This is a genomic window from Streptomyces sp. NPDC058001 (genome assembly GCF_042886315.1).
Classification (GTDB): domain Bacteria; phylum Actinomycetota; class Actinomycetes; order Streptomycetales; family Streptomycetaceae; genus Streptomyces.
In genome coordinates this window covers 112,263-125,707 of sequence record NZ_JBHVQT010000002.1, presented here as the reverse complement: position 1 = coordinate 125,707, position 13,445 = coordinate 112,263, and the positions used below count along the sequence as shown (strand labels likewise).

General features: G+C 70.5%; 14 protein-coding genes, 1 tRNA gene and 2 pseudogenes. 4 read left to right on the top strand and 13 right to left on the bottom strand.

Features of this window, described 5'->3' with window-relative positions; translation table 11 throughout:
• Positions 1–163: 163 nt before the first annotated feature.
• From ACFVT5_RS04060 to ACFVT5_RS04050, 3 genes and pseudogenes are all read left to right on the top strand, one after another.
• A pseudogene (locus ACFVT5_RS04060) lies at positions 164–475 on the top strand (glycine betaine ABC transporter substrate-binding protein); the annotation flags it as partial.
• 67 nt (positions 476–542) lie between these two features.
• Positions 543–1,157 carry an ArsR/SmtB family transcription factor gene (locus ACFVT5_RS04055; protein WP_389881183.1) on the top strand — a complete coding sequence of 205 codons (615 nt, stop codon included), beginning with the start codon at positions 543–545 and terminating at the stop codon, positions 1,155–1,157.
• Positions 1,158–1,216: 59 nt separating this feature from the next.
• Positions 1,217–1,408, top strand: coding sequence for a hypothetical protein (locus ACFVT5_RS04050; RefSeq protein WP_389881181.1), 192 nt, complete (start codon positions 1,217–1,219; stop codon positions 1,406–1,408).
• Positions 1,409–1,431: 23 nt separating this feature from the next.
• On the opposite strand, the gene ACFVT5_RS04045 is transcribed toward ACFVT5_RS04050, so the two are convergent.
• The 9 genes from ACFVT5_RS04045 to ACFVT5_RS04005 all read right to left on the bottom strand — a co-directional run bounded on the left by ACFVT5_RS04045 (position 1,432) and on the right by ACFVT5_RS04005 (position 10,423).
• Positions 1,432–2,229: a S16 family serine protease gene (locus tag ACFVT5_RS04045; RefSeq protein WP_389881180.1), complete on the bottom strand. Its 798-nt coding sequence runs from the start codon at positions 2,227–2,229 to the stop codon at positions 1,432–1,434.
• A 23-nt stretch (positions 2,230–2,252) separates the two neighbouring features.
• The gene (locus ACFVT5_RS04040) at positions 2,253–2,927 is read right to left on the bottom strand and encodes an IclR family transcriptional regulator (RefSeq protein ID WP_389881178.1); all 675 of its coding nucleotides are present in this window, start codon (positions 2,925–2,927) and stop codon (positions 2,253–2,255) included.
• Between the two features lie 404 nt (positions 2,928–3,331).
• On the bottom strand, positions 3,332–5,128 hold the full coding sequence (locus ACFVT5_RS04035) for a DEAD/DEAH box helicase (RefSeq protein WP_389881177.1): 1,797 nt from the start codon (positions 5,126–5,128) through the stop codon (positions 3,332–3,334).
• A gap of 228 nt (positions 5,129–5,356) precedes the next feature.
• Positions 5,357–5,848 (bottom strand): hypothetical protein, encoded by a 492-nt coding sequence (locus ACFVT5_RS04030; RefSeq protein ID WP_389881175.1) that lies wholly within the window; start codon positions 5,846–5,848, stop codon positions 5,357–5,359.
• Positions 5,845–6,027, bottom strand: a complete 183-nt coding sequence (locus ACFVT5_RS04025; RefSeq protein WP_389881174.1) for a hypothetical protein — start codon at positions 6,025–6,027, stop codon at positions 5,845–5,847. Before ACFVT5_RS04025 ends, ACFVT5_RS04030 begins: the two co-directional genes overlap by 4 nt.
• Complete coding sequence (locus ACFVT5_RS04020; RefSeq protein ID WP_389881172.1) at positions 6,024–6,485, bottom strand: hypothetical protein; 462 nt, start codon at positions 6,483–6,485, stop codon at positions 6,024–6,026. Before ACFVT5_RS04020 ends, ACFVT5_RS04025 begins: the two co-directional genes overlap by 4 nt.
• A 55-nt stretch (positions 6,486–6,540) precedes the next feature.
• Positions 6,541–7,794, bottom strand: a complete 1,254-nt coding sequence (locus ACFVT5_RS04015) for a helix-turn-helix domain-containing protein (RefSeq protein WP_389881171.1) — start codon at positions 7,792–7,794, stop codon at positions 6,541–6,543.
• Between the two features lie 128 nt (positions 7,795–7,922).
• On the bottom strand, positions 7,923–9,446 hold the full coding sequence (locus ACFVT5_RS04010) for an MFS transporter (RefSeq protein ID WP_389881170.1): 1,524 nt from the start codon (positions 9,444–9,446) through the stop codon (positions 7,923–7,925).
• 80 nt (positions 9,447–9,526) lie between these two features.
• Complete coding sequence (locus ACFVT5_RS04005) at positions 9,527–10,423, bottom strand: aldo/keto reductase (protein ID WP_389881169.1); 897 nt, start codon at positions 10,421–10,423, stop codon at positions 9,527–9,529.
• A gap of 156 nt (positions 10,424–10,579) precedes the next feature.
• On the opposite strand from ACFVT5_RS04005, the gene ACFVT5_RS04000 reads away from it, so the two are divergent.
• A tRNA-Cys gene (locus tag ACFVT5_RS04000) sits at positions 10,580–10,654 on the top strand.
• A 68-nt stretch (positions 10,655–10,722) separates the two neighbouring features.
• Here the strand turns inward: ACFVT5_RS04000 and ACFVT5_RS03995 are convergent.
• The 4 genes and pseudogenes from ACFVT5_RS03995 to ACFVT5_RS03980 all read right to left on the bottom strand — a co-directional run.
• Positions 10,723–10,845: pseudogene (locus ACFVT5_RS03995) on the bottom strand (protein kinase); the annotation flags it as partial.
• A gap of 65 nt (positions 10,846–10,910) precedes the next feature.
• Complete coding sequence (locus ACFVT5_RS03990; protein WP_389881168.1) at positions 10,911–11,444, bottom strand: NUDIX hydrolase; 534 nt, start codon at positions 11,442–11,444, stop codon at positions 10,911–10,913.
• Positions 11,445–11,628: 184 nt separating this feature from the next.
• Entirely contained in the window at positions 11,629–12,795 is a 1,167-nt protein-coding gene (locus ACFVT5_RS03985) for an SUKH-4 family immunity protein (RefSeq protein ID WP_389881167.1), read from the bottom strand.
• 107 nt (positions 12,796–12,902) lie between these two features.
• Positions 12,903–13,403, bottom strand: coding sequence for an AAA family ATPase (locus tag ACFVT5_RS03980; RefSeq protein WP_389882054.1), 501 nt, complete (start codon positions 13,401–13,403; stop codon positions 12,903–12,905).
• Positions 13,404–13,445: the final 42 nt, after the last annotated feature.

Below are 13,445 nucleotides of genomic sequence, written 5' to 3'. Positions count from 1 at the left end.
GGCGGGCCCGGTCGGCCCGAGGGTTCGCACGAGGTCAAGGGTCTGTCGTTCCGGGACGCGGGCGAGGCCGAGCAGGAGCCGCCGCCGGCCGCCGTACGGGACCGGGAGCCGGCCCGGATCACCTGGCAGAAGCTGACGATCCTCCCGGCGGTCCTGGCCGCCGTACACGCAGACCGCCAAGGGCGCCTGTACCTACGGCGAGGTCTTCACCACCGACGGCCGCATCAAGGCGATGGACCTGACGGTGATGGAGGACGACCAGCACTTCTTCCCCAACTACAACGTCGCCCCCGAGATCAACACCAAGGCGCTGGAGAAGCACCCCGGGATCCGCGAGGTCCTGGAGCCGATCACCAAGAAGCTCGACAACACGGTGGCCCGGACTCTCAACGCCAAGGTGGACGTGGAGGGGCAGGACGCACACCAGGTGGCACTGGACTGGCTGCTCCAGGAGGGGTTCGTCAAGAAAAGGTAGCCGTCACAAAGAAACCTTTGCATCAATCCCTTTGCATCGAACTCTTTGCAAGGCTATCTTTGGACCCATGCCGGAAGCAGCAGACAGACCCGAAGAACCCTCCGTACCCGCATCCGTCCGCGCCCTCGACGCGCGGACCCTGCGCGGACTCGCGCACCCCCTCCGTATGGCCATGCTCAGCACACTGCGGCACGACGGCCCGGCGACCGCGTCCCAACTCGCCGCCCGCCTGGGCGAGTCGAGCGGCGCGACCAGCTACCACCTGCGACAACTGGCCGCGCACGGCTTCGTCGAGGACGACCCCGAGCACGGCAAGGGCCGCGAGCGCTGGTGGCGCGCGACACATACCGGGACGACGTTCGGCGAGGGGCTGTTGCGCCACGACGATCCCCATGTGCGGGGCGCCGCCAACCTGTTCCTGCACGAGGTGGCCAGCATGCACGCCCATGAGACATCGAACTGGCTCGGCACCCGCGACAGTTGGTCCGAGGAGTGGCAGCGCTCGTCCGACCTCAGCGACTTCACGCTGCGGCTGACCCCGGAGCGGGCCCGTGAACTCAATGACCGGGTCCATGAACTCATCAACAGCTACCGGGAGTTCGCCGACGAGTCCGGCGCCGGTGCCGATGAGGCCGCGCAGACGCGCATCCTTCTGCACGCCTTCCCACGCTCCCGCGACTAGACCGTCCGCGGGACTGGCACGCGACCATCCGCAGGGCCTACCAAGAGGACCGATCCGCCATGCACTCCGACATACATCTGCGTCTGCACGAGCTGCGGGCCACCGAGCTGACGGCCGAGGCCGCCGCGTACATCCAGGAGCGCCGCCGCCCCCGGCTGCGTACACGACTGGGCTGGACCCTGGTCGAGGTGGGCCTGCGCCTGGCCACCGCGCCCCGGGCGGCCCGGGGAGGGCTGAGCCCCGGCGTATGAGGCGTCGCCGGTGCCGTCGTGGTTCAGCAGCTCGGGACCGAGCCGCCCTTCTCCAGGGCGCGCAGCGAGTTGACCGCGCCCTGGAGGTCCGTGACCGGGATCAGCCGCAGCCCTTTCGGGAGGTCGCCCTTGGCGTCCGAGCACTCCGCCTTCGGCACCAGGAACACGGTCGCGCCGTCCCGGTGCGCGGCCTGCGTCTTGAGGGCGACCCCGCCCACCGCGCCGACATTTCCGGCGGAGTCGATGGTGCCGGTGCCCGCGATCGTACGGCCGCCGGTCAGATCGCCGCCGCTGCCGTCGCCGTCGAGCTTGTCGACGATGCCGAGTGAGAAGAGGAGCCCGGCGCTGGGGCCGCCGACCTGGGCGAGTTCCAGGGTGACCTTCACCTTCGACGGGTCGTCGCCGACGAAGGACAGGGCCGCGGCGGTCGCGGTGTTCTGGGACTTCTTCATCTCCTGCGCGTTGTACTGCTGGATCTCCTTGGTGTTCTCGCCCGCCGGGTAGACGGCGTCGTGGGGCATCACCGCGCGGTCCGTACGGAACCAGTCGTCCAGGATCTGGCCGAGGCGGACCGTCGTGTCGGGTGCCGTCGCCTCGATCGTCGTCATCCGGAGCTGGCCCCGGGTGTCGCGGAGCGGGGCGCCCTGGATGGTGATGACCGGGGTGCCCTTGTTGTCACCGAGCACGTTCGCCGTCATCCCGGGCTGTGCCACGGAGAAGGGGAGCGGGGCCGCCGCCGCGGTGGCGATCAGCGCGACGACGGGCAGGGCGCAGAGGGCGACCTTCTGGGGACGAGTGAGGCGAAGCACGTCCCCTAACATACGGGGTGCCCGGGACACCGGTGCTACCGCAGCGCGTCGGCCACCTCGCGGGCGGCGTCCACGACCCGCGGCCCCACCCGTTCCGGTACGGAGTCCGAGAGCATCACCACCCCGACGCTGCCCTCGACCCCGGTGACGCCGAGCAGGGCCGCCGCCGCTCCGCTCGCGCCCGCCTCCAGTTCGCCGTGGGTGAGGATGTACGCGGGGTCGGCACCCTTGGCCGACCCCTTGGCTGACCCCTTGGCGAGACCGCTCTGCCGGGCCGCGAGGATGGCCCGACCGGCCGCTCCCCGGTCCAGCGGGTGCCGGAATCCCGTGCGGTACGCGACGTGGTAGTCCGTCCAGGTCGGTTCGACCACGGCGACGGCGAGGGCCTCCGTGCCGTCGACCAGAGTCAGATGCGCGGTGGCGCCTATGTCCTCGGCGAGGGAGCGCAGCGCGGGGAGCGCGGCCTCCCGTACCAGCGGATGCACCTGGCGGCCCAGGCGCAGCACACCGAGTCCGACCCTGGCCCGGCCGCCGAGGTCGCGGCGGACGAGGGCGTGCTGCTCCAGCGTGGCGAGCAGCCGGTAGACGACGGTGCGGTTCACACCGAGCTTGGTGGACAGTTCGGTGACGGTCAGGCCGTGATCGGTGTCGGCGAGCAGCTTGAGGACCCGCAGTCCTCGGTCGAGCGTCTGAGAAGTCTCCGCGGTCACGACGCCCACTCCTTCGTGGATGAGGTCGACGGCCTCTGCGGAGGATCACGTCACCGGTCCCGTCGGCGACGCGCGTCAGAAGCCGCCGGTAGGTAAGCGACCTGGGGCACTGGCGCTGAGCCCCCCGGTACCGGCTGCACTGCGCGGCGGCGCTGCCACGGTGCGTGTGCGTTGCGGGGAATGTAGCGACTCCGGTTCGCTCAGCGGAAGACTCCGTCCAGAATCCGGTCAGACACTCACATCTGACGCCCACCTTGCCCCGGTAACGCCCACGCCCCCACACCAAACGGACACGCATGATCACAGAGGTCACACATGGGGCGCCGGGGCGAGGTGCGGGGGGCCGGGGGCGAGGTGGGGACTGTCGGACGGGGGGCACCCCATACGGGTTGTCGGGCGGGGGGTCACCTCATACGGGTGGCCCACTCCCTCACCTTGTCGACGCGCTGGCGGAGCTGGCCGGCGGTGGCCTCCGCGCTCGGGGGACCCCCGCACACCCGGCGCAGTTCGGTGTGGATCACGCCGTGGGGCTTGCCGCTCTGGTGGGCATAGGCGCCGACGAGTCCGTTGAGCTGCTTGCGCAGTTCGAGCAGTTCCTTGTGCGTGACCACCGGTCGCCGCTCGGCGGGGAGTTCGAGGAGGTCGGCCTCGTCGTCCGGCTTCTTGCGGCTGTGCGCGATCTGCCGGGCCTGCCGCTTCTGGAGGAGGAGCTGCACCTGGTCGGGTTCGAGGAGCCCGGGGATGCCGAGGTAGTCCTGCTCCTCCTCGCTGCCGGGGTGCGCCTGCATGCCGAACTCGGCACCGTCGTAAAGGACCCGGTCGAAGACGGCGTCGGACTCCAGCGCCTCGAAGGGCAGCATGTCCTGCTCACCGGTGTCCTCGTCCTCCTCCCGGTTCGCCTCCTCCATCTCCTTCTCGGACTCGGCGTACGGGTCCTCTTCCTCGCCGTCCTTCTTCGGCTTGTCGAGCACGTGGTCGCGCTCGACCTCCATCTCGCCCGCGAAGCCGAGCAGGTCGGGGATGGTCGGCAGGAACACGGACGCGGTCTCGCCGCGCCGCCGTGACCGTACGAAACGGCCGACGGCCTGCGCGAAGAACAGGGGCGTGGAGATGGTCGTCGCGTACACGCCCACGGCGAGCCGGGGCACGTCGACGCCCTCGGAGACCATGCGGACGGCGACCATCCAGCGGTCGTCGTTGGCGCTGAACTCGTCGATACGGCCCGACGCGCCGGTGTCGTCCGACAGCACGACGGTCGCCTTGGTGCCGGTGATCTCGCGGAGGAGTTTGGCGTACGAGCGGGCCGAGTCCTGGTCCGACGCGATGACGAGTCCACCGGCGTCGGGAATGCTCTTGCGGACCTCACTGAGGCGCTGGTCGGCGGCGCGCAGCACATTCGGCATCCAGTCGCCGCGCGGATCGAGGGCGGTGCGCCACGCCTGCGAGATGGCGTCCTTGGTCATGGGCTCACCGAGCCGCGCCGCGATCTCGTCGCCCGCCTTGGTGCGCCAGCGCATGTTGCCGCTGTAGGAGAGGAAGATGACGGGCCGCACGACACCGTCGCCGAGGGCGCTGCCGTAGCCGTAGGTGTAGTCGGCCGACGAGCGCCGGATGCCGTCGTTGCCCTCCTCGTACGCGACGAAGGGGATCGGGTTGGTGTCGGACCGGAAGGGCGTACCGGTCAGCGCGAGCCGCCGGGTCGCCGGTTCGAACGCCTCAAGACACGCCTCGCCCCACGACTTGGAGTCACCGGCGTGGTGGATCTCGTCCAGGATGACCAGGGTCTTGCGCTGCTCGACGCGGTTGCGGTGCAGCATCGGACGGACACCGACACCGGCGTACGTGATGGCGATGCCGTCGTAGTCGCGGCTGAGCGGGCCCGCGCTGTACTCCGGGTCCAGCTTGATCCCTATCCGGGCCGCCGCCTCGGCCCACTGCTTCTTCAGATGCTCGGTCGGCGCGACCACCGTCACCTGCTGCACGACATGGTGGTGCAGCAGCCAGGACGCGAGGGTCAGCGCGAAGGTGGTCTTTCCGGCGCCCGGCGTCGCCACGGCGAGGAAGTCACGCGGCTGCTCCTGGAGATACGTCTCCATCGCCCCCTGCTGCCAGGCACGCAGCTTGTTGGCGGTACCCCAGGGGGCACGGCCGGGGAAGGCGGGTGAGAGATGGTGCGAGGAGGAGTGGGCGGTGGTAGTCACGGTCTCCGGTGTTGACGGGTCGGGGTCGTACGACAACCGGGCCACCCTACCGGCGCGACCGGAACGGCCGACGCGTCAACACCGGTCCCTGCGCGGGGTGCGACACAGCTCACACCCCGGCCGGAACGAGGTCACTTGAGCCGGTCCAGCAGCTCCGCCCATTTGACGGTCTGCTCCCGTACCGCCTCGCGGACCAGCGCCTGGTGCACGGCCCGCAGCTTCAGGGCCTTAGTGGGTCCACATGCACGCCCCGGTGTGGACGAAGCCTCGGTGGGGCGAGCTGTATCCCATCCAGACGAGGGGGGCGAAGGTGCCGTCGTTCAGTTCCTGTTCGGTGATGGGTTCGTGGCAGGAGACGCAGACGGGTCGGCCCTTGCCGGCCGCCGTGCGGGCCCGCAGGAGTGCGGCCTGTCCGAACGTGGCCTCGGCGCACAGCCGGTCCCCGACGAGGGCGGCGTCTCCGCAGGGCGGGCAGGAGGTCCAGTGGCGGTAGAGGTCCCTGTACGTGCTGACGACTGCGGTCCGGATCGGGTAGCAGGCGAGGCAGGAGTACGGTGCCCAGCCGATACCGGCCCGGAGGTTGACGCCCGTGCCGGGTGCGAGGGGATCGGCGCACCAGACGCAGGCGGCACCGGCGTTCTGTTCGGTGGTGAGCTGACGCATGCCCGGGATCTCGAAGAACTGGACATCGGCCAGATCGTGGTCCTCGGCGGCGCTCACCGGCGGGCCGCCCTCAGCGCGCGGCGCAGAGCCGTACCGGGCACGCACTTCGACTGGTCGGCATTGCACTGCGCGCAGGTGACCGTGTGCTCGATCAGAGCTGCGTAGGCGATGGCAGCCTCCGGAAAGAACTCGACGCGGCCGTCCTCAGTGACGTACATGAGCTGGGGCCCGGTCATACCCGCGTCCCCACGGCGACGGTGTCGGACCCGGCCAGTTTCGCCATGGCTCGGAGCACGATGCACAGGCGCCGTTCATCCAGCTGTTCGAGGTTCCACCGCGAGACGTTACGGGGGAAACGGACTGCGACGATCAGGCGGAGGAAGGCTTTGTCCGCCGGGGTCAAACCCGGGGCCCGGGTGTACCGCGCCTCGAACGCCAGCCAGTCACACGAGATCCCGCCGTCATCGTGCTCGGCAACCAGAAGCCGGCGCACCCACTCCCGCGCCAGTAACTCGTCCTCCTCAATGAGAGCGGCCACGGCCACCTGTTCGCACTGGGGCTGATGCCGTACCCACGCGGTGAGCTGGTCAGTCAGCAGGGGCGGGGCGTCGTCGGGGGACGGCTCCGTCGGTGTCTCGTGCGGATCGCTCTGCGTCTCCACGTCTTCGTCCACGGCCTCATTGATCGGCGTCATACGGCGACCGTAGGAGTGGGCGAGGACGGAAAGGGGTGCGGAGTGCACCCCTTCGCTACGCGGCGAGCAGGCCCAGTTTCACTGCCAGGTTCGATGCGCGGCGTCGTCGTGCGGGGCTTCGCGCCTCGGTTTCCTCCAGGATGATCCGTTTCGCGTAGCCGTTGTACTTGATGGTCTCCGGGGCGGCCTCGTGCGCTTGGGCCAGTGTCGCGAGTGCGACGTCCGGCTGCCCGTCGAGTTGGTAGCCGCGGGCCTCTTCGATCCTGTGCCTGGCCCGGCGCGGGCGGGACGGGATCGTGATCGCGTCCGCCGCCGCGGCCTGCCGTACCGACTCGCCGCCCTGATGCAACTCCACGGCCACGGTGACCGCGTGTGCGCCCATGACGGCTCGCGAGAAGCTGGTGACCGGGTGGTAGTAGTCGGCGGGGAGACGGTCGGCCATGACGCGGGCCTGGTCCCAGTACCGCCATGCCGTGCCCGTCTCACCACGCCGCGCGGCGGTGTAGCCCGCCTCGAAGGTGAGGGCGCCCGTGATGGCGAGTACGTCGTCCGACGCGTCGGGCAGGAGCGGTTCGAGGAAGGCGAGTGTCTCCAGGTTCACGGCGTCGGCGGCGTCGAAGTGCTGCGGTCCCGAGTCGCGATGTGCCTGCGCGGTCAGCCAGGCGGCGACGCCGATCGCGTGCGGGTCCTCGGACTCCTGCGCCGCGACCAGCCCGCGCTCGGCGACCCGCCACAGCAGGGAGGCGTCGGGCTGGTACGCGATGAAGAACTGCGACAGGGAGTACACCTCGGCGAGCGCGGCCTGCGCCGCTCTGCGGTCGGCGGCGCGGTCGGCCTGGCGGACAGCGAGTTGCGCGTCACGGATCAGGCCGGGGAGCAGTGCGCCGATCACCTCACGGTGGTGGGGGGCGGAGTGCCGCGCGGCCCAGGCGTGAGCGAGGCGGGCGGCGAGATGGGCGGTCGGGGGCGCCTCGCGCCCGGTGGTGACGGGGAACGCGTCGACTGCCGCCTTCACAGCGGCGAGACGGGGGTGCCCGGGGCCGACGAACAGTCCAACAGGTGCCGTCTGGTCGCCCGTGAGGTCGGCCAAGTCGCGGACGCGTAGGGCCTCGGCGATACGCAGGATGATCGGCAGACGGGGAACGCGGCGGCGGCCGGTCTCCAGACCCTTCACCCACTCCGCCGAGTATCCACCGACCAGTCCGCCGAGTTGATCGCGCGTCAGCCCCCGCCGATTGCGGAGGATCTTGAGCCGCTGTCCGAAGGCGATCTGGTCATGGGTGTCCGCCGGGGTGGCATCAGATGGCATGGCCTTGCCTCTCTCCGCACAACTCGTCCCCGTCAGGGTAGGGCGCCAGACCACTTACGCGTGGGTGTCCCTGAAACGGACACTCCGTACCGGTCCGACGTACCCGGGACCGCTCCGACGTACCCGGGTCAATGCCTCTCGCGCAGGCGTCCCGCCACCCACGCCCCGACCAGTGCCACCGCCGCCATCGGCAGGAACACCGACGCGAAGGCCGCGGGATGGGAGCCGCCGGAGGTCATCGTGCCGTGGGCGCCGACCGCGCCGCCGCCGAGCGCCGCGAACGCCGCGCCGCCCGCCGCGAGCAGCAGGACGTTGGACAGGCCGTCCGAGATCTGGAGGGCCGCCGAGTTGGTGCCCGCCTCGGCCGCCGGCGAGAGCTGGAGCAGCAGCACGCTGGTGGAGGAGATCACCAGACCCATCCCGAAGCAGCCGTAGCCCCACGCGACGGCGACCATCCATACCGGTACCGACTCCACCAGCACGGTCGGCGCCGTCGCGATTGCCGCCGCGACCAGCACCATCCCGACGACCATCCAGCGCTGCCGGCGCACCTCGTCCCGTATCCGCGACTGCATGAAGCTGCCCAGCGCCCAGGTCGCGCCGCCCCCCGCGAGGGACAGCCCGGCCAGCGTCGGCGACAGCCCCCGCTGGGTGACCAGCATCAGCGGTACGAAGGATTCCGCCGCGATGAACGAGCCCGCCGCGATGCCGCGCAGCAGTACGACGGAGGGCAGGCCGCGCACGGCCCGGTACGTACCGCGCGGCAGCAGCCCGAGTACGGCCGGTACGAGCAGTGCGGCGCCCGCGATGCCGGGGAGCAGCGAGAGCCAGCGGAGGTCCTGGGCCGCGTACTGCAACAGGCCGGCGCCGAGTGAAATGCCGAGTGCGAGACGGAGTCGGCGCCGGGGCGAGTGTGCGGCGGCCTTCTGGGTGCCGTCGGCCGGGTCGCCCTGCGTCTTGCCTTGCGTGTCGCCCTGCGTGTCGTCCTGGGCCGCCGGACCCGACGCCCGGCGGCGAATCTGCGGCAGCGCGAGGGCCAGCGGCAGCACGACCAGGACCGGTATGCCCGTGAACACCCAGCGCCAGCCGAGGTGTTCGGTGACGGCGCCGGACGCGAGCGGCCCCACCACGGAGGGGATCACCCAGCTCGCCGCGAACGCCGCCATGATCGCCGGACGCAACCGCTCCGGATACGCCCGGCCGACGATCACGTACAGCGCCACGATCACCAGGCCACCGCCGAGACCCTGGACCGCGCGGCCGAGGATGAACAGCCACATCGCGCCGGCCGTCCCCGACAGCAGCAGCCCCAGGCCGAAGGCGCTGATTCCGGCGGTCAGTGGGCCGAGCGGTCCCCTCCGGTCGGCCCACTGCCCGGACAGCACCATGCCGAACAGGCTGGTGGTGAAGTACCCCGAGAACGCGAACGCGTACAGCGAGATCCCGTCCAGCTCCCGCGCCGCCACCGGCATGGCCGTTCCCACCGCCGTCGCCTCGAAGGCGATGAGCAGGACGACGGAGACGATGCCGATGCTCAGTGCGCGGTAGGTCCGGCCCAGTACGCCGGTCTCCGTATCCGTGGGTACGGGGTCGGGTGTGGTCGGCTCGGCGTGGGCGGCGACATCGGTGTCGCGCGGTTCGGGGACGGTCATGCAGGCCAGCGTAAGGGGCGAACGGGAGCTTGGCCCCTGTCCGGAGATGGGCACCGCCTGGTCCGCAGGTCGTACGACTCCTACGCGGCGACGGCGTCGAGGCGGGCCATCTCATCGGGCGAGAGGCGTAGGCCGGCGGCGGCGACGTTCTCGGCGAGGTGGTCCGGGTTCCCGGTGCCGGGGATGGCCAGGACGTGGGGCCCCTGTTGGAGCGTCCACGCGATACGGACCTGGGCGACCGAGGCGCCGTGCGCGCGGGCGATGTCCCGCACGGGGTCGGCCTCGTCACCCCGGGGACCGGTCTCGCGGCCCTCACCGGCCAGCGCGTAGAACGGCACGAAGGCGATGCCCTGCTCACCGCAGAACCGGAGCAGGTCGTCGCTCTCGGCGCGGCCTGCGTCGACGCCGTACTGGTTCTGTACGCAGACCACCGGCGCGATGGCCCGTGCGGCGGCGAGCTGCTCGTGGTCAACGTTGGAGACGCCGAGGTGCCGGACGAGCCCGGCGTCCCGCAGCTCGGCCAGCGCGCCGAACAGCTCCGCGATCGGGGTGCCGGGGCGCTTGGCGCGCAGGTTCACCACGTCGAGGTGGTCACGGCCTAGCTGGCGCAGATTCTCCTCGACCTGCCCGCGCAACTGATCGGGCGTGGCCCACTGCCACACGCCGGAGGGGTCCCGTCCCGGGCCGACCTTGGTGACGATAACGAGGTCATCGGGGTACGGGTCGAGCGCCCGGTTGATCAGTTCGTTGGCCGACCGCAGCGAGGAGAAGTAGAAAGATGCGGTATCGATGTGATTGACGCCCAGCTCGACGGCGCGACGCAGCACGGTGATCGACGGCTCCCGCTCCCGGGGCACCCCCAGACCGAAGGCGGCGGTCCCGGTGAGCCGCATGGCCCCGAACCCGAGCCGATTGACGGCGAGATCGCCGAACTTCCACGTACCGGCATCCGCCGCGGTGACCGTCTCAGAACCCATGCGTGCGAGTCTCGCACGCCCCGTTTCATGAACGCGGTGTGGCAGTCGCGTTGCGGCGGGGGCGGGGGGCTTGAGGGGGCGGACCCGGGCGCCTACGGTCGAGATCAGCAGGCCAGGAACGGGCCAAGGCAACACAACCCGAACCGAACTTGCCACGGCCGTGTGCCCGAGTGGTTCAGGGGCTCGCCTGCAAAGCGAGTTACGCGGGTTCAATTCCCGCCACGGCCTCCAACGAGGGGTACCCCTCTTCACTTCGGCGACAAGAAGCCGGGGTTACAGCCGGACCCGCTCTTGAGGGCACCGCCCTCAGCCGTGCGAGTGGCGGTTTCCGGTGCCTCGTAGTGGACGAGGCAGCCGCAGAAGGGGAAGTCGTACCCCTCGGGAACGTGCCCGCCCCGGGCAAGGGCGAGGTCGATGAGATGTTCGCACAGGCAAGAACCCGTAGCCCTGGCCTTCGAGGCGCGGCTACGGGAACTCGTCCCACCGGTCAGCGGATCGCTTCATCCATGAGCAGGTAGAGGACACCGACAAGGGATCCGCTACTGACGATCTCGCGCCGGTCGATCATGCCGCGCACCTCGCTGAGGGGGATCCACTCGACGCGGTCGGACTCGTTCTTCTCCGTGGGCGGTCCGACGTAGGTCGCGTCGTCCGCGCGGAAGACATGGTGCTGCGAATCGGTGATCCCGTTGGCCGGCTCGGCGTAGATCAGGGGCTTGACGGGGCCGGGGCGCCAGCCCGTCTCCTCCAGAACTTTGCGGGCCGCAGCCTCCTCCGGGGACTCACCGTCCTCAACCAGACCCATGGGCAACTCCCAGGCCCACGAGTCCGTGATGAAGCGGTGCCGCCACATCATCAGGACCTCTTGACGATCATTGACCACGGCCGCAACGGCCAGATGCCGCAGGCGAACGACGTGGTACTCCCACCTGCGCCCATCAGGCTGCTGAACGTCGACCAGACACAGATTCACCCACTTGTTGGTGTAGATCTGTCGCTCACCGTGGGTCTTCCACTCCATACCTGCGGCCCCTCTCGATCGGCCTCCAGGATCTCAGACCGACGCGGGCCGCTGTGCCGGATTGGGCACTATCCGTGTCAGAGTGACGAGAAGGCCGGACTGGCCCCACGCGGCGGTGGTGACACTCAGGCTGGGATCTCTCGCCGGCCCCCGTCCCGCCGCGTCACTTCCGGTTACAGCACGGCTACAGCACCCCTCCCGCCTCGTCCCGGAAGACCTCCGGCCAGTAGCGCCAGTCCTCGTCCGAGGGGGGTTGGGAAGGGTGGGGGGCTGCTTTTGGGTCGACCGTTCGTAGGACCTCTGTCATGGTCGACGCCAGGTGTTCGTATGCCTCCCCGGTCAGTTCGTTGTTCTGGTCGTCGTCCAACTCCCTTTCGCGGTGCAGGAGCCAGAGGGTGAAGGCCAGGGTGGAGATGTCGGTGTTGAGGGGGCTCAAGGTCGCCGCGGGGATCGACCAGGCGTGTACCTCGCCCGTCGTGCCGTCGATCACCAGGTCCGTGTCCTCGATGAGGTAGCCGAGGCGTATGAGGTGGTCCGCGCGGGGCGGTAGCGGGCCGTCCGGGTCCTCCTGCTCGTGGTGTTCCGTCAGGGTCGGCAGCGGCACATCCGTGTCGAGTTGGAACATGCCGCCGTCCTCGGGCAGCCCCACGTCCCGCAGGAAGCGGCGCGTCGGCTCGTGTGTGAGCGTCGCTGGGAAGTCCACGTCCTCGAACCGCATCACCCCGCCGGGCCCGAACTCCTCGTCGAGCAGCCGCACCGGGAAGTCCAGCGCCAGGTCCGTCCCGGGTCCCGCGATCCGGGACAGCGGGCGGATCAGGGCCGTGATCCGCCAGTACAGCGGGACTTCGGCCGCGCCCTCCATCGCGTGCTGGAAGACCGACTGCAACTGCCGGGCCGCCTCGGCCACCGTCTCCGTGCCGTACCGCCCCTGGTACGCCGCGAACTGGCCCCGGGTGCCGAGCAGTTGACCGGTGGCCTCCGCGCACTCCACCAGGGCCCTCAGGGACGGCGCGAGCGGGGTGCGGTCCATCAGGTCGGGGCGGTCGTGCAGGACCGGCACCGAGGAGACCTCGCCCGTGCCGCCGTCGAGCAGGAGCCACTCCCCCGCGTCCTCGCCCCCGGCGAGCACCTCACCGATCACCAGGAGGTCCCGTACATCGGCCGGGAGTCGGTCGGGGTCCCCCACCTGGTCCGCCGCGCTCCTCGGCCCGCCCGTCCGCAGCGCGTCGAAGCCGAACAGCGCGCTGTCCGACGGGAGTCCGGGGCCCGCGAGCCAGCGCCGCGTGCCGCCGTGCGGGACCTGTTCCGCCAGTTCGTCCCCGGTCAAGGTGATCGTCTTCGTCGTACTCATGCTTCCCCCGCGCCCACGAATCCCCGGCTTCCCCACCTGCCCAGCAGCCTACGGGTCGCCACTGACAATCGCCCCGACACGCACCGGAACCCTCGGAACCCGGGCCCTCACGCGACCCGTGCTTCCGCCCATCTCCCCAGCACCGCGTCGACCGTCCCGTCCACGTCCAGCCCCGAACTGTCCAACCACAGCCCGATCCGCGGAGTTCCCTCCCGCAGTGCCCGGTCCAGTTCGGCCACCGTCCAGGCCCCGTACCCCGTCTTGGCCCGGCCGGACTCCCGTACCGCGACCGTCTCCGCGTCCGGTGCCAGGACGACCACATGCAGTGGGCGCGTCCGCACCAGTCCGGGATACCTCCCCAAGTCCTCGCCCAGCACCACGTCCTGGACGATCGCCGTGAACCCCGCGCGCGCGTACGTGTCGGCCGTCGCCGCCGACAGGCCGTGGCGAAGGGACAGTTGGGCCCTGGCCTCCGGGTCCTCGGTTCCGGGCGCGTACTCATGACGACCCGAGACGATCATCCGGCGGAACACGTCGCCCCGGACGTGTGCCGCGCGCGGGAGGCGTTCCGCGAGGGCCTGGGCCACCGTCGACTTGCCGGCGGCCATGATGCCCGTGATGAGCACCACCCCGGGATTCGCCTGCCCCCG